A 15,708-nucleotide genomic window follows, 5' to 3' on the forward strand; every position below is an offset into this window, starting at 1 on the left:
AATGCTGCAAATTCTGGAAGGCGCCGCGGTGATCGCCGCGCTGAGCCTGTACCTGATTCCCTCCATCGAAGCGGACGCGCGCGAACACGCCGACGCGTTCGCCATCACGATGGTGAATATCCTGCTGGGCTGGACGATCGTGGGCTGGTTCGCGGCCCGTGCGTGGGCGCACCGCGCGGACGACACGCAGCCGCTGCTACGCACGGCGAAACGGATTCGCAGTGCGGTGGGCCGTGTGACGAGCCAGAAGATCGTCGATCACGTGAAGCTGCGCGCGGCGCTGGAATGCCGCGACCTCACGAGGCGGCGCGTAGCGACGGGGCCGTGTGCATGATGGCGGCGCTTCGTTCTACCGGCCATGCGGGTCCCGTGCGTCGCTTTGCGCGATCGCTGGGACCGCTGGTCGTTTCATTGATGGCCGCGAGCGCGGTACTGGCCGGCTGCGCGTCGGCAACCGACGTGAGTGCGACCGACAAGCCGGGCACCTACACCGTGTCGGCCTCGGCCACGGGCGGCCGGCTTGCGTGGGCTCGCGCGCATGAACGCGCTGTGAGCGAGGCTAACGACTACTGCGAAAGCCGCGGCATGCAGACGAGCGTGGCCTACGAACGAACGGACGGCATCGAAGCGCTCCAGCAGCACGGTGCGGTGCTGCGGTTCGAGTGCCATCCGAGGTTCTGAGCGGGCGCGGCCTTAAATGAGGGCTTAAGCGAGGGCTCAAACCAGGCCGGTCGCGTAATACACGGCGATCACGAAGAACACCGCGAGCGTCTTGATGACGGTGACCGCAAAGATGTCGCGGTACGACTCGCGGTGCGTGAGCCCCGTCACCGCGAGCAGCGTGATGACGGCGCCGTTGTGCGGCAGCGTGTCCATGCCGCCGCTTGCCATCGCCACGACACGGTGCAGAACGTCGAGCGGAATGTGCGCGGCCTCGGCGCCCTTGATGAACGTGTCGGACATCGCCGCCAGCGCGATGCTCATGCCGCCCGACGCGGATCCCGTAATGCCGGCCAGCGAGCTCACCGAAACCGCTGCGTTCACGAGCGGATTCGGAATGCTCTTCAACGCGTCGCCCACCACGAGGAAGCCAGGCAGCGCGGCGATCACGCCGCCGAAGCCGTATTCGGACGCCGTGTTCATCGATGCGAGCAACGCCCCCGCCACAGCGGCCTTCGTGCCCGTCGCGAAGCGGTCGCGCACGCGGTTGAACGCCGTCAGCACGACCAGCAGGATGCCCAGCAGCAGCGCGCCTTCAACGGACCAGATGGCCACGACCTGCTTGATGGTCGCGGTGACCGGCGCATGCACGCCAGGCAATACCTGCGGTGCTACGGAGTAGGTAGCCGCGCCGTACCACTGCGGAATCAGGCGCGTGAGCGCGAAGTTCGCCACGCCCACCAGCACGAGCGGTGCGACGGCCAGCAGCGGATGCGGCAGGCTCGCCGTCTCCACGCGCTCCGGTTCGTTCACGAGCGCCGTGCCATAGCCCTCGCCCTTCGCCATCGCGCTGCGGCGCCGCCAGTCCAGATAGGTGAGGCCCACCACGATGATGAACAACGAGCCGATCACGCCGAGCGCGGGCGCAGCCCAGGCGGTCGTCTTGAAGAACGTGGTGGGGATGATGTTCTGGATCTGCGGCGTGCCCGGCAGCGAGTCCATGGTGAACGAGAACGCGCCCAGCGCGATAGCGCCCGGCATCAAGCGCTTGGGAATGTTGCTCTGACGGTAGAGTTCGGCGGCGAACGGGTACACCGCGAAGACCACGACGAAGAGCGACACGCCGCCATAGGTCAGCAACGCGCACACCGCCACGATCACGGCATTCGCGCGCGACCGGCCGATGTACCGGATGGCGGCCGCCACGATCGACTCCGAGAAACCCGAGAGTTCGATCACCTTGCCGAACACGGCGCCGAGCAGAAACACGGGGAAATACAGCTTCACGAAGCCCACCATTTTTTCCATGAAGATGCCGGAGAAGACGGGCGCCACGGCGGCGGGGTCGGTGAGCAGCACGGCGCCCAAGGCGGCGACGGGCGCGAAGAGAATCACGCTGTAGCCGCGGTAGGCGGCGAACATCAGAAACGCCAGGGCGGCAAGGACGATGACAAAGGACATTGAGTCTCCTGTTTGTTTTACGTGTACGCGCCGGCTTCGCGGGTGCGGTGGGGCAGGTTGCGGCGCGATGAAGCGCGCCGCTGTATGCAGGTTCCGTGCCCGTGGGGCTGCGAACGATTCGCTCGATGCCGCTTTGCGGCGCATCGGCTTGCCTGGCGGACCTCTGCGGTCTCTGGCCTGACAGGCTGCGTGTCGTGTGCGACGCCGACGTAGACGCCACGATCGTAGAAACTGTCTCGACATGGAGACGCCGCGCAGCATACGTGGACCGCTTGCCACGCCGATATCCGTGTATTTACGGGCTTGCCGCTTGTCTCCATGGCGGGATACAGTTTTCTCGAACTGGAGACAACGAGACATCCAGCATGCCAGGAGACGCTGACAGCATGATGAACGACTGGGCCGGCCTGCCCGCCACCTATGGCGATGTACTGCGCCGCGCCATGGATTCGCTCTTTCGCACCTTCGAAAACTTCAGCGAAGGCACGTTCATTGTGGATGCCGACGCGCGCGTCGTATGGATCAACAAGCGCTACGCCGCGCGTTTCGGTTTTGCGGACCCGCAGCAGGCCATCGGGCTCGACTGCGAGACCGTGATTCCGAACAGCCTGATGCGCGACGTCGTGACCACGGGCAAGCCGATCTTGCTCGATATCCTCGAGACCGACCGCGAACCGCTCGTCGTCACGCGTCTGCCGCTCAAGGACGATGCGGGCACGACCATCGGCGCCGTGGGCTTTGCGCTCTTCGACGAACTGAAGGCGCTCACACCGCTCTTCTCCCACTATTCGAGAGTTCAGCAGGAGCTGATCGCGACGCGTCAGTCGCTCGCTCAGGCGCGCCGCGCCAAGTACACGTTCGCGAGCTTCGTGGGCACGAGCCCGGCGAGCCTCGAGGTGAAGCGCCAGGCGAGGCGCGCGGCGCAGGTCGACTCGCCGGTCTTGTTGCTGGGCGAGACCGGCACGGGCAAGGAACTGCTCGCGCATGCCATCCACGGCGCGTCGTCGCGTGCGGACAAGCCGCTCGTGACGGTGAACGTGGCCGCCATTCCCGACACGCTGCTCGAAGTCGAGTTCTTCGGCGCGGCGCCGGGCGCGTACACCGGCGCGGACCGCAAGGGTCGCGTCGGCAAATTCGAGCTTGCGGACGGCGGCACGCTGTTTCTCGACGAGATCGGCGACATGCCCTTGGCGCTGCAAGGCAAGCTGCTGCGCGTGTTGCAGGATCGCGAGTTCGAACCGCTCGGCTCGAATCGCATCGTGCGCGCCGACGTGCGGATCATCGCCGCCACTTCGGCCGACTTGCCCACGCTCGTCGCCGCGGGCCGCTTTCGCGCCGATCTCTTCTATCGCCTCAATGTGCTGACCATCCACGCACCGCCGCTGCGCGAACGGCTGTCGGACATCGAGTCGCTCGCTTACGCGATTCTGGAAGACCTTTCCACGGCGGCGCGCGGCGGTCACTTCGAACTGCAGGAGGACGCGTTGCGGTTGTTGTGCTCGCACGCATGGCCCGGCAACGTGCGCGAGTTGCGCAACACGCTGGAGCGCGCGGTGATGCTCTCGGACAGCGAGCGCATCGACGCACGCGCGCTGGCGCCGTTCATCGCCGTGGCCGGCGCTTCGCATGGTTCGAGCGGCGCGCCCGTCGCTGCGGTTAATGTGACGGAGGGCGGTGTCGATGCGGCTACAGCGACGGCCACAACTGGCGCGCCCGCCCAGCAATCGTGGGCCGACGCGATGGCGGCCTTCGAGAAGCGTTTTCTGGGCGAGGCGCTCAAGGCCTGCGATGGACACGTCGCGGACGCGGCCGCGCGCATCGGCATGGGACGCGCGACGCTTTACAAGAAGATTGCGGCATACGGCATCGAAGTGTGACCGGCGGCGTTTCCGTGCCGCCATCGGGAGACAACGATGAGGCAGGCAGCGGCGTGGCAACGGAATGGGGAGGCGACTGCGGTTGCGCGGTTCGGCGCGTGGTCTGCTGTGCGGTATCGACGTTCGCGCACGGTGGCCGGTGCCATCGCGAAAGCCGTTGCTGCGGCGCTGGTTGCGAGCGTGTTTGGGGCGGCGGCATCGTCGGCTGCGGCTCAGGCGTCGGCAGCCACGGCTGCATCGGACCTTTCCGCCTCGTCGGCACAGGCCGCGACCGAGCGCAAGAACTGGTACAACGATCCGTTCTTCCCACTTTCCCAGGACGTGCACGATTGTCCGTTGCCGCTCGGTCCGCTCATGACCCGCGCCGAGGCCGAAGACGACGCCCACTATCGCGTCGAACGCGGCACCACGTGCTGGCTTGCCCACAAGTGCACCAAGCCCAACTCCTATTTGTACGACGCGCCCATTGCCGGCGCGATTCGCGCTTACTTCAAGGGCGCCGCGGCGCGTTCACTGGCGGGCACGAGCATCTGGATCACCGTGCAGCGCCGCTTCGTGTATGCGGAGGGTTGTGCTCCGGCATCGTTCGACCGGCAGGCGCTACAGCGCGAACTGGAAGCCATACCGGACGTCGAGCAGGTCTTCATGCGTGTGACCGACACCCCTCACGGGCCTCTGCCGTACAAGACGCTCGCGGCGCCTGAATGATGCGGTGCAGTGCGCGAGGGGCACAACGTGGCAAAATCTGCGTCGAATAACAACGATGAGCCCGGGGTCCCCCATATGGCACGCAACCGTTCCTTTTGCACACGCTGGATCGACAGAAAGCCCACTGCAAGGGTTGGCGTATTGGCAACTGCCGCGGCGCTGAGCACGCTTGCCCTGCTGGCGGGCTGCAGCAGCGGCCCGCCGCTCTTCCTCTCCGACGGCCGACCTACCACGCAGGTGGACTGCTCAGGCACGGGCAGTTGGGACTCGTGCGAGCAGCAGGCTCGCGCCCGCTGCGGCGGCGCGTTCGATTCGCTGGGCCGTTCCGTCGAAGGCGACACGCGCACGCTCGTATTCGCCTGCCAGGCGAAATAGCGCCTCCGCTTCGACGTTTCTGTTCAACGCCTTGCTTCATGGCGTCGGCTCATAACTTCCAGTCGCGCGCGGCCTGTACGTAACCCACCGCGCTTCCGCCCGGCAGATGGAGCAGCAGCCGGACGAGATCCGGTTGGCGGTTCGTGCCGGTCTTCTGGTAGATGGACTGCATCTGCTTGCGCACCGTGTCGGGCTGTACGCCCACGCGCGCGGCGATGTCTTTGGGCGTCAGGCCGTCGGCGAGCAGGTGTGCGATGCGGCTTTCGGCCGGCGTGAGATCGAAAGCGGCGGCGAGCAGATCTTCGTCGACGGGCGGCGCCGAGCGCGGATGATAGAAGATCAGCATGGCGATGGTGCGCAGCCCGAAGGTGGCCGAGACCTCGCCGGGCACGATCAGGTTGTAGAAGACGTAGAGCATGTCGGTGCTGCCGGCGCCCGGCTCCGCAGTGGACGAGCCGCCGTTCGCGGCTTCCGTGCCGCCCGCGCTGGCCATGCCGCTGTGGCCCTGGCGCCTTGCCGGCAGCGCCGCTTCGCCGGGAATGCGCATGACGCGATAGTGGGCGGCGTCCTCGTACGCACCTGGCGCGCCGCTGCGCACGCGCCGTTCGGTTTCCGCGCAATCTTCCAGAAAGCGGCTGTAAAACGGCTCGGGCAGCACGATGCGCCGGCCGGCAATGCGAACGAGCGACGTACTTTGCAGCAGGTGTTGCGCCGGTTCGTTGTGGCGCAGAAGTTCGCCTTCCGTGGAAGTCAGGATGACCGGCTGCCTCGATCGATTGACGAAGGCGTGGCCGACGAGCGCGTCCGTCGAAAACACGTAGCGTTGCGCCTGTAATTGCGCTGCCCGTTCCAGATGCGGCGTGAGCCGTTCCAGAAATGCCGTCATTGCGGCAGGAAAGGGTCCCTGTGCGGCTGTGCGAAGACACGCAAAAATGACAGTTACCGTTTCGTTTTCCAATATTTTGCAGGCGGAGACATAGCGCCGCCCCACGGGAATCACGAATTCCTGAAAGAACCGGTTTTGCTGCACAAATACATCGTCAAAATGCTGATGACAATGGAACCATTTTCCGGCCGGATACGACCAGAACAGTTCGAGCCGCGGATCGATTCTGTGATATCGCTGGATATATAACAGTTCACCCACGGGCGACAGGTTAAATCCGTCGCTGAATGACAGCGCCTGATGGCGTTTGTCGAACGCGAGCACATGGATACTGGTCGCATCGATGAGCGCAGCAAGCTGCGCGTAAAAGACCTGCCACGCCTGTGGATCGCCTACGGTGTCGTATATCCGGTGCAGCAGGCGGTCATATTCATCCTCGCTTGGCTCCACGGTTCCCCCGATGTTGAAGGCGGTCCGGCGAACACGTGCATTCCGTGCTGCTCATATTTTCCCCAAATGAGGAATATACAGGCAAATTACCGCCCGTTAATCTCTCCGCTCCTTTCCGCACATTTCACGTCCAGTTTGGCGGAGAAAAAGAGAATTTCGGTGCGGAGGCCAACGTTTGTCGCGGGGGCGCGCGTTTTATAGTGGATCACACGTGCGCCGGCAAACACAGAGAGGGCAGGTTTTTCCGCATCGCAGTTGCGGCTAAGGACTAAACGGCACAGTTTTCCGCTATGAGGGCACGGCCGAAACCTCACGGACGCACGTGAGCGTGTGTGCAGCGGTCTTGATTGCAATTCCGGGGAAAGCAATGAATCACCATCAACTCGAAAAAGACATTGAGCATCTGGAGCAAGTCATCGCAAGAATCTCGGCGGAAGATCGCATTCCGCTGTCTTACTGGCGCAATCGTCTCGCGCGGGTGCAGTCGGCCGATCTCGTGCCGTCGCAAGCCAGCCGTATCCGGCGGCTGAACGAGGCGCTTCAGGCGCTGGAGGCGCGAACCAAATAAGCCGGCATGCGGCCGCGCACCGCACCCCATGCGCGGCCGATCAGCATCGCAGCCATACTGAAAGAACATGCCGGCCAGGGCCGGCCGACTGGAACACTCAGGGGGCCTCGATGAGACGGGCAGGATTTTCGGCTGCGCGACTGGAAAAACTGGGCGCGGTGATGCAGGGCTATGTCGATCGGGGCGACGTGGCCGGTGTCGTCACGCTCGCGTGGCGACATGGCGAAACCGCGTGGTTCGATGCGCGCGGCTGGCGCGATGAAGCGTCGCAGGCGCCTATGGAGCACAGCACGCTGTTTCGTATCGCGTCGATGACGAAGCCGGTCGCGAGCGCGGCCGTGATGATGCTTGCGGAAGAAGACCGGCTGGCGCTGGACGAGCCGGTGGCGCGGTGGCTGCCCGAACTCGCATCGCCGCAGGTGTTGCGCGATCCCGCCGGCCCGCTCGACAACACCGAACCCGCGCGCACGCCGGTTACCGTGCTGGATCTGCTCACGCACCGCGCAGGCTACGCTTATCACTTCACGTCGATGGGGCCGCTTTCCGAGGCCTATAAGACGCTCTTCGATCGCCGCGATGCCTTCGCGAATGCGGATGCATGGCTCGCCGAGGCGGCGCGGCTGCCGCTGATCTTTCATCCCGGCACGCGCTGGAACTACAGCATCGCCACCGACATTCTCGGCGTACTGATCGAACGCGTATGCGGCACGACGCTGGACGCGTTCCTGCGCGAGCGCATCTTCGTGCCGCTCGGCATGCGCGATACGTCCTTCTGGGTGCACGAGACGCAGCTGCCGCGCCTTGCCACGGCGTACGGCGTCGCGCCGGGCACGATGCGGCGCGTGGTGGAAGACCATCCGTTGCGCAGCCGCTGGGTCAACCCTGCGCGCTTTCAGAGCGGCGGCGGTGGGCTCGTTTCCACGGCGCAGGACTATCTGATGTTCGCGCGCATGCTGCTGGGCCGCGGCCGCGTGGACGACGTTCGGCTGCTCTCGCATCGCTCCGTGGACCTGATGCGCTCGAACTTCCTCACGCGCGACCAGCGCCGTATTCCCGCATTCGGGCATGTGCATTGGGCCGGGCAGGGGTTTGGCCTCGGCCTCGCCGTCGTGGACGATCCTGCCCAGCAATTGCCGCTCGGTTATCGCTCCGCGGGTTCTTTCGGCTGGCCTGGCGCTTATGGCACAAGCTGGTTCGCCGATCCCGTGGAAAACATGATCGGCGTGATGCTGATCCAGCTGCGCACGATCGAGCCGTTTCCCATGGCAGCAGACTTCGAACGCCGCCTTTACGACGCAATCGACGATTGACGCGCGTTCCACCGCATGCCGATTGGTGGCTTCACGGCGCTTAATCGTTTACGATCCGGTCCATGCCGCTTTATGGCGTACATTTGTGCGACGCATCGCGGCACTTACCTTGCAGACCGGAGATAAATGCTCATGCCAAGCTATAAGCAACTGACTGCCCAACTCGAAAAGCTCCATAAGGAAGTTGCCGCTGCACGCGAAAAGGAACTCGCGCAAGCCATCGCCGAAATCAAGGAAAAGATTGCGGAATATGGCATAACCGCCGAAGAACTTGGCTTTTCGGGCAAGCGTTCAGTGGCACGCAAGCGCCCTTTGCCCGCCAAGTACCGCAACCCCAAGACCGGCGAGACCTGGAGCGGCCGTGGCCGTGCCCCCGCCTGGCTGGCCGGCAAGAATCGCGATCGTTTCCTCATCGAATAGCCATTCCGAACGGGTCCACTTGCGTGAATTCCGTCCGGGCGGATCCGTCTTGTTTTTGTCAGCAGAATTGGAGGTCCGCCGCTCGCCAGGGCGAATGCGGCGGGCCGTCTTTCGCCGTATTACCCGCCTCTTTTACTCATTTTCCCATTCCTCTCTTTTCATTTCGGACGAATTGACCGACGTATTGGTCGATTCAGCATCAAATGGCGTACATAGGCCTGACAGGTCTATTTCCGTTACGCGCTTCGAATTCCGCTGCGGCTTCCCGCAAGCTCTCACCTCTCGAATTTCTTTCGCGATATTGCATTGCCTTATCGCCGCATGGCTCATGCGGTTCATATCGGCTTTGGCGCGTTTTTCAGTCTGAATTTCGTGTGGCGTTTCCGCATGGGACGCGCCGATCCATCGACGCTCATGGCGAACAGCACGTTCTTCTGAACCGCGAATGCGGCTATGGGAGCCCATACCGAAAAGCAGCTTGATATCCGCAAGCGGAGTGATCGGAATACGGACATGTGGATGCCGCACGATAAGAACGATCGTCCCGAAAATCGATCAAGGCGGCGATGCGCGGCTAACTGCTCATGCCCTTGCCACGTTCCCTGAGCGGCCCTGCCTTCGCTCCCCAAAATACCGTTTGCAGCCCTGTGGAGCCGTGGCTTGAGGCGCCTACGGTTTTTGCAGAACCGGCGGCCAATGACGTGTATCATCGCGCCTTTCCGGCGAATTTTCGCCGCTGGCGGCATCGTCCGGTCATGCCGCCGCCTCATATGCCGCGAGGCTCGCGAAGCCTGCGCCAGAACCCGTGATGCCCAAGGCCGCCCGCGCACCGGACGCGAGCGCGCCGCCGTCGCTCCCTTTGCCGATGTCACTCTCCGAACTCAAACGTCGCCGCACGTTCGCGGTCATTTCGCACCCGGACGCGGGTAAAACCACGCTGACAGAAAAGCTGCTGTTGTTCTCGGGAGCCATTCAGATCGCGGGCACCGTGAAGGGCCGCAAGAGCAACCGCTACGCGACGTCCGACTGGATGGAAATCGAAAAGCAGCGGGGCATTTCGGTGGCGAGCTCGGTGATGCAGTTCGAGTACGGCGACGCGGTGATCAACCTGCTCGACACCCCGGGCCACGAAGACTTTTCCGAAGACACGTACCGCGTGCTGACGGCGGTGGACGCGGCGGTCATGGTGATCGACGGCGCCAACGGCGTGGAAGCGCAAACGCTCAAGCTGCTCGAAGTCTGTCGCAGCCGCCGCACGCCTATCGTTACGTTCATCAACAAGCTGGACCGCGAAGTGCGCGAGCCGCTCGAATTGCTCGACGAAATCGAACAGCACCTGGGCGTGGCGGCCGTGCCGTTCACCTGGCCCATCGGTATGGGCAAGGAATTCCAGGGCGTCTACGACATCCAGCGCGACCAGGTGCGGCTCTTCCGCGCCGGCCAGGACACGGCGGGCGGCGCGGTGGAAACGCTGCAGGCCATCAGCAACGAGGAAGGCGAGCGCCGCTTCGGCTTTGCATGGAACCGCGCGAAGGAAGAGATCGATCTGATCTCGGGCGCCACGCCCGCGTTCGATCGCGAAGCGTTCCTTGCCGGCCAGCAGTCTCCCGTGCTGTTCGGCTCCGCCATCAACAACTTCGGCGTGAAGGAAGTGCTGGACGCGCTGGTCGACCTCGCGCCGCCGCCTTCCGCCCGCATGACGGTGCAGCGCGCCGTGGAGCCCAGCGAGCCGAAGTTCACCGGCGTCGTATTCAAGGTGCAGGCCAATATGGATTTGGCGCACCGCGACCGCGTGGCGTTCATCCGCGTGTGTTCGGGCCGCTTCGAGCGCGGCATGGCGCTCAAGGTGACGCGTTCGGGCAAGACCTTCCGCGCCAACAACGTGGTGAGCTTTCTCTCGCAGCGGCGCGAGACGGTGGCGGAGGCGTATCCGGGCGACATCATCGGCATTCCGAACCATGGCACGTTGAGTCTCGGCGACACGCTGACCGAAGGCGAAGACCTGCAATTCGTCGGTCTGCCGTTCTTTGCGCCCGAGATTTTCCAGACCATCGAAGTGGTGGACCCGATGCGCGCGAAGCAGCTTGGCGAAGCGCTCAAGCAGCTGGGCGAAGAAGGTGCGATCCAGGTGTTCCGGCCGCTGCACGGCGGGTCGATGATCCTTGGCGCCGTGGGGCAACTGCAGTTCGAGGTGGTGTCGCACCGGCTCTCGGCCGAGTACAAGGTCGACGTGCGGATCATGCCGGCGCGTTACCGCATGTCGCGCTGGGTGACGTGCGAGGACGCCGGCGAGCTGCGCCGCTTCACGGACGCCTACGCTGCGCGTATGGCGTTCGATGCATCGAATGCGCCCACGTATCTGGCGTCGCACGTGTCGGAGATCGAGGTCGCGCAGAAGGCGTGGCCGAAGATCGTGTTCAACGAACTGCGTGAGCATTCGGGCGCGCCGTTCAGGAAGGCGATGTAAGCGCGAGCGCGTGGACGTTGCGGGCAGCGGGCCGCGCTGCCCGCAACATCTGCAACCACCTCCAATGACAAACGGCTGCCGCGCGTATCAGCGCACCGCCAGCAGATTCACCTGCACGTTCCCCACGCCCGCGGCCAGGTTCACACCGATGTTGCCGCTCGCGCCCGCCAGCGCGCCCGCGCCCAGCGAAGCCGCCAGCGCCGCGGATTTCGACGCCGCCAGTTCGAGCCGCACTGCGGCTTCCGTCTGCTGTTTCGTATCCACGTCGACCTGCGGGCCCGACACCAGCGCGATCTGATTCGCCTGCACATTGAGCGCACCCGCCGCCACGTTGACGCCGACGTTGCCGCTCACGCGACTCAACGCATCGGTGCCCAAGGCGGCAATCGTTGTTCCGCTCGACGTGGTCCCGGTGGTCCCTGTCGTCCACGTAGCGCTTCTCGCGCTTTCCTGCGTGGCCGCAAGCCGCGTTGCGCCGAATAGCGCCTGGCTGTCGGCGTCGGCGGCAACTACGGCTGCTGCTTGCGACTGAGTCTGCGCAAAGGCGGACGGCACACTGGCCAAACCGGTCGTCAGCGCCAGCATAAGTACGAACGTACGAACCTTCATGAGCGGCACCCCGCGTGAGCGCGTCCATCGAGGACAGATAGCCGGGGTAACGGCCTCTTTCAGCACAAAGTTGAGTCGCTGCGCGACTCCGTCGCAGTGCGAACCGCGGGCGCTAGAACCGCAGCATCGGAATGCGATACTGCACGTTCCCCTTCGCGCCAAACGAGGTCCGCCTTCCGATGACCCAGCCGCCGCCCGCCACCGAGCCTGCGCAGTCTTCACCCTTGCAGCGCCACGTTCCGCGCGCCATCTGGACGCTCGGCTTCGTGAGCCTTTTCATGGATGCGTCGTCCGAGCTCGTGCACAGCCTGCTGCCGATGTTCCTCGTCGGCAGCCTGGGCGCGAGTGCCACTATCGTCGGCGTGATCGACGGCATTGCCGAAGCGCTCACGCCGCTCGTCAAGACGCTGTCGGGCCTTCTGAGCGATTACCTCGGGCACCGCAAGTGGCTCGCGGTGGCGGGTTACGGACTGAGCGCCCTCAGCAAGCCGCTCTTCGCGCTGGCGCCCACCTCCGGCGTGGTGCTCGCGGCGCGTATCGCCGATCGAACCGGCAAGGGCATTCGCGGCGCCCCGCGCGACGCGCTCGTCGCCGACATCACGCCGCCGCATCTGCGCGGCGCCGCTTACGGACTGCGGCAGGCGCTGGATACCGTAGGCGCGTTCATCGGTCCGCTGCTTGCCGTCGTGGTCATGGAGTTATCTTCGGACAACTTCCGGCTCGCGTTCTGGCTGGCCGGCATTCCGGCGCTGGCGTCGGTGGCGCTGCTCGCCGCCGGCATACGCGAGCCGGCCGCGACGCAACGTGCCCCGCGCGTGAATCCGTTCGCGCGCAGTAGCCTCGCCAAACTGGGCGGTGCGTATTGGTGGGTCGTGTTCATCGGCGCCGCGTTCGCGCTAGCACGCTTTTCGGAAGCCTTCCTCGTGCTGCGCGCGATGAAGAGCGGCGTGCCGGTCGCGTTCGTGCCGCTCGTGCTGGTGGCCATGAACATCGTCTACGCGCTCGCGGCCTATCCGTTCGGCAAGCTCGCCGATTCCGCGAGCCACACGAAGCTGCTCGCCCGGGGCCTGCTCGTCCTGATCGCCGCGGACATCGTGCTCGCGCACGGCGCGCAGTGGCCCGTGGTGCTGTTCGGCGTGCTGCTGTGGGGCCTGCATATGGCGATGACGCAGGGGCTGCTCGCCACCATGGTCGCGCAGACCGCGCCTGCCGACCTGAAGGGCACCGCGTTCGGCTTCTTCAATCTGATGAGCGGCGTCGCGCTGCTGATCGCGAGCGTCGTGGCGGGCCAACTATGGGATCGCCTCGGGCCTCAGGCCACCTTTTATGCCGGCGCTGCATTCGCGTTGTTGACGCTCGCCGCCCTGGCCGCGAAAGGGTATGTACGCCACAGGGCGGATGGCTCATGATCGGGCATCGTGTGGAGCCAGCGACAAGGAGAGGCCGTGACTGTACGCAATCTCGATGCCGTATTCCGGCCGAAGTCCATTGCCGTGATCGGCGCTTCGTTGCGGCCCGGCAGCGTGGGCGCGATGGTGTGGGCGCGCGTGTCGGAGGGCGGCTTCACGGGGCCGCTCTGGCCCGTCAATCCTAAATATACGGACAGCGGCAGCCTGGGCGGCCATACCGCGTTTGCCGATGCCGGCGACCTGCCGGAGGCGCCCACAGTGGCCGTCATCTGCACGCGTCCCGCCACGTGGCCCGGCATCGTGCACCGGCTGGGCGGCATGGGCACGCGCGCCGCGATCATCGTAGGCGAAGCGACCACCGACGACGACCGCGTACACGTGCGCCACACGTTGGCCGCGGCGCGTCCGCACCTCTTGCGCATCGTCGGGCCGGGCAGTCTTGGCGTCGTGTCGCCCGCGCTGGGCGCCCACATGGGCGCGCCGTCGTGCCAGGTGAAGGCCGGCGGCGTGGCGTGGGTCTCGCAATCGAATGCGCTCACCAACGGCGTGCTGGGCTGGGCGCGTGCGCGCGACCTCGGCTTCTCGCACGCCATTGCGCTGGGCGGCGAAGCGGATGTCGACGCCGGCGACGTACTCGACTACCTCGCAAGCGACCCCGGCACGCGCGCCATCCTGCTGGAACTGGGCACGGTGCACGCCGCGCGCAAGTTCATGTCGGCAGCGCGCGCCGCGGCGCGCAACAAACCTGTGCTTGCCTTGCGCACGGGCCGCACCGATCCCGCCGACGCGATGTACACCTCCGCGTTCCGTCGTGCCGGTATGGTGCGCGTCGATGCGCTCGACGACCTGCTCGACGAAATCGAAACGCTGGGCGTGGGCCGCGTGGCGGCGAGCGATACGGCCACGCTGATCGCGAGCGACAGCGGCGTGGCCACCCTTGCCTGCGACGCCTTCGCCGCCGCGGGCGGCACGCTCGCGCACTGGCCCGAGGCGGCGTGCGCCGCGGTGACGGACGCTGTCCCGCACGCGAATGCGGGCAACCCGCTCGTGCTCGGCAACGACGCGCGCCCCGAGCATTTCGGCGCGGCGCTCAAGGCGCTGGCCGTGCATCGCGAGACGGGCACGGCGTTCGTCGTGCATGCGTCCACGCACAGCGCGCCGGCATCGCAGGTGGCGCAGGCGTTGATCGAGAACCAGCGGCACGCCTACCGCGGCCTGCTCGCGTGCTTCTTCGGCGGCGTGGATGCCGCCACGCGCAACGCGCTGCACGCGCATGGCATTCCGGTGCACAGCACGCCGGCGCGGCTGGCGCGCGCGTTTGCCCGTCTCGTGGATTACCGGCTGGGCCGCGAGCTCCTGATGCAGACGCCGGAGAGCTTGCCCATTCACCACCCCGGCGCAGTGGATGCCGCGCTGCGCGAAGCGCGGGCCGCGCTGGCGGCGGGCACGACGGAGCTGACGGGCGAAGCCGCGGCATCGTTGCTGCGCTGCTTCGGTCTCGACGTTGAACCGGCCGAGCCCGAAGCAGCGCAAGAGAGTGCGCGCGACGCCACGACGTCGCGCGCCGCTAAACCGATCGTGGACGTGGCCGTCGCCCTGCACGACGACGACAACTTCGGTCCCATCTTCCGCTTCGACACGCCTTCCATCGACGGCGTCTCGCCGCCGCTCTGCGTGTATGGCCTGCCGCCGCTGAACCCGGTGCTGGCGCGCGACATCGTGTCCCGCACGCCGTATGCGAAGCGCGTGCCGCCCGAGCCCACGCTGGCGGCGCTCACGCGGCTATCGCAGGCCGTGTGCGACGTGCGCGAGATCGTCGGCCTGCAACTCATGTTGCGGGTGCTGCGCGAGCGCACGGTCATCGTGACGCCGCGCATCGTGCTGGCGGGCAAGCGCAGCCGGCTCGCCATCGTGCCTTATCCGCGGCGGCTGGAAGAGACCCTCGACTGGCACGGCCAACGCCTCACCGTGCGCCCCATTCGTCCCGAAGACGAGGCCGCGCATCGCGAGTTCGTGGAGTCCATGACGCCCGAAGATCTGCGGCTGCGGTTCTTTTCGGCGGTGGGCAGCTTCGATCACTCGCAGCTTGCCCGCATGACGCAGATCGACTACGACCGCGAGATGGCGTTGATCGCTACCGAGACGAAGCCCGACGGCTCGATACGCACGCTCGGCGTGGCGCGCGCCGTCGCGGACCCCGACAACGAGACGGCCGAGTTCGCGGTGGCGGTGCGTTCGGACCAGAAGGGCAAGGGGCTGGGACGGCTGCTGATGGAAAGGCTGGTGGCGTATGTGCGCTCGCGGGGCACGCATTGGATCGTGGGCGAGGCGCTGCGCGAGAACACCGGCATGATTGCGCTCGCGAAAGCGGTGGGCTTCACGGTGACCTCCACCGACGACCCCGGCGTGGTCGCCTTCAGACTGCCGCTGGACGAGCCGGAACAGGCGGCCCAGCCAGCGGCGTGAATGTGGCCGCGGCCGCGTGTATTGCGGCGCGCGTTAGCGTTT

15 protein-coding genes are annotated in these 15,708 nt (G+C 65.7%); 11 read left to right on the forward strand and 4 right to left on the reverse strand.

All coding sequences use genetic code 11. The annotated features are described in order from the left end of the window. Position 1 precedes the first annotated feature (1 nt). Together U0042_RS04090 and U0042_RS04095 are read left to right on the forward strand one after the other, a co-directional pair. Positions 2-334 (forward strand): superinfection immunity protein, encoded by a 333-nt coding sequence (locus U0042_RS04090; RefSeq protein ID WP_114809984.1) that lies wholly within the window; start codon positions 2-4, stop codon positions 332-334. Beyond that, on the forward strand, positions 331-681 hold the full coding sequence (locus U0042_RS04095; RefSeq protein ID WP_419150488.1) for a hypothetical protein: 351 nt from the start codon (positions 331-333) through the stop codon (positions 679-681). Before U0042_RS04090 ends, U0042_RS04095 begins: the two co-directional genes overlap by 4 nt. Before the next feature lie 36 nt (positions 682-717). Here U0042_RS04095 and U0042_RS04100 read toward each other — a convergent pair whose 3' ends face one another. Beyond that, positions 718-2,121, reverse strand: coding sequence for a GntP family permease (locus tag U0042_RS04100; protein WP_114809986.1), 1,404 nt, complete (start codon positions 2,119-2,121; stop codon positions 718-720). Positions 2,122-2,507: 386 nt separating this feature from the next. Between U0042_RS04100 and U0042_RS04105 the strand changes: the two genes are divergently transcribed. From U0042_RS04105 to U0042_RS04115, 3 genes are all read left to right on the forward strand, one after another. After that, positions 2,508-3,998 carry a sigma-54 interaction domain-containing protein gene (locus tag U0042_RS04105; protein ID WP_114809987.1) on the forward strand — a complete coding sequence of 497 codons (1,491 nt, stop codon included), beginning with the start codon at positions 2,508-2,510 and terminating at the stop codon, positions 3,996-3,998. Positions 3,999-4,130: 132 nt separating this feature from the next. Next, positions 4,131-4,706 carry a BON domain-containing protein gene (locus U0042_RS04110; protein WP_232833283.1) on the forward strand — a complete coding sequence of 192 codons (576 nt, stop codon included), beginning with the start codon at positions 4,131-4,133 and terminating at the stop codon, positions 4,704-4,706. Between the two features lie 141 nt (positions 4,707-4,847). Continuing rightward, on the forward strand, positions 4,848-5,081 hold the full coding sequence (locus U0042_RS04115; RefSeq protein WP_114809988.1) for a hypothetical protein: 234 nt from the start codon (positions 4,848-4,850) through the stop codon (positions 5,079-5,081). Positions 5,082-5,130: 49 nt separating this feature from the next. On the opposite strand, the gene U0042_RS04120 is transcribed toward U0042_RS04115, so the two are convergent. Continuing rightward, positions 5,131-5,967 (reverse strand): helix-turn-helix transcriptional regulator, encoded by an 837-nt coding sequence (locus tag U0042_RS04120; protein ID WP_157977791.1) that lies wholly within the window; start codon positions 5,965-5,967, stop codon positions 5,131-5,133. An 817-nt stretch (positions 5,968-6,784) separates the two neighbouring features. On the opposite strand from U0042_RS04120, the gene U0042_RS04125 reads away from it, so the two are divergent. The 3 genes from U0042_RS04125 (at position 6,785) to U0042_RS04135 (ending at position 8,715) form a co-directional block, all read left to right on the forward strand. Next, positions 6,785-6,985: a hypothetical protein gene (locus U0042_RS04125; protein ID WP_017774240.1), complete on the forward strand. Its 201-nt coding sequence runs from the start codon at positions 6,785-6,787 to the stop codon at positions 6,983-6,985. A 110-nt stretch (positions 6,986-7,095) separates the two neighbouring features. Beyond that, positions 7,096-8,295 carry a serine hydrolase domain-containing protein gene (locus U0042_RS04130; RefSeq protein WP_114809990.1) on the forward strand — a complete coding sequence of 400 codons (1,200 nt, stop codon included), beginning with the start codon at positions 7,096-7,098 and terminating at the stop codon, positions 8,293-8,295. Positions 8,296-8,427: 132 nt separating this feature from the next. After that, positions 8,428-8,715 (forward strand): H-NS family nucleoid-associated regulatory protein, encoded by a 288-nt coding sequence (locus tag U0042_RS04135; RefSeq protein ID WP_114810091.1) that lies wholly within the window; start codon positions 8,428-8,430, stop codon positions 8,713-8,715. A 132-nt stretch (positions 8,716-8,847) separates the two neighbouring features. Here U0042_RS04135 and U0042_RS04140 read toward each other — a convergent pair whose 3' ends face one another. Next, positions 8,848-9,243 carry a hypothetical protein gene (locus U0042_RS04140; protein ID WP_157977792.1) on the reverse strand — a complete coding sequence of 132 codons (396 nt, stop codon included), beginning with the start codon at positions 9,241-9,243 and terminating at the stop codon, positions 8,848-8,850. A gap of 337 nt (positions 9,244-9,580) precedes the next feature. Between U0042_RS04140 and U0042_RS04145 the strand changes: the two genes are divergently transcribed. Beyond that, entirely contained in the window at positions 9,581-11,182 is a 1,602-nt protein-coding gene (locus U0042_RS04145; protein WP_114810092.1) for a peptide chain release factor 3, read from the forward strand. Between the two features lie 87 nt (positions 11,183-11,269). Here the strand turns inward: U0042_RS04145 and U0042_RS04150 are convergent, their stop codons facing one another. After that, positions 11,270-11,791: a hypothetical protein gene (locus tag U0042_RS04150; RefSeq protein ID WP_157977793.1), complete on the reverse strand. Its 522-nt coding sequence runs from the start codon at positions 11,789-11,791 to the stop codon at positions 11,270-11,272. A gap of 179 nt (positions 11,792-11,970) precedes the next feature. Between U0042_RS04150 and U0042_RS04155 the strand changes: the two genes are divergently transcribed. Beyond that, positions 11,971-13,200, forward strand: a complete 1,230-nt coding sequence (locus tag U0042_RS04155; RefSeq protein WP_114809992.1) for an MFS transporter — start codon at positions 11,971-11,973, stop codon at positions 13,198-13,200. A gap of 36 nt (positions 13,201-13,236) precedes the next feature. Further along, positions 13,237-15,666, forward strand: coding sequence for a GNAT family N-acetyltransferase (locus tag U0042_RS04160; protein WP_114809993.1), 2,430 nt, complete (start codon positions 13,237-13,239; stop codon positions 15,664-15,666). Positions 15,667-15,708 lie beyond the last annotated feature (42 nt).

This window comes from Paraburkholderia kururiensis, assembly GCF_034424375.1.
Taxonomy (GTDB): domain Bacteria; phylum Pseudomonadota; class Gammaproteobacteria; order Burkholderiales; family Burkholderiaceae; genus Paraburkholderia; species Paraburkholderia kururiensis_A.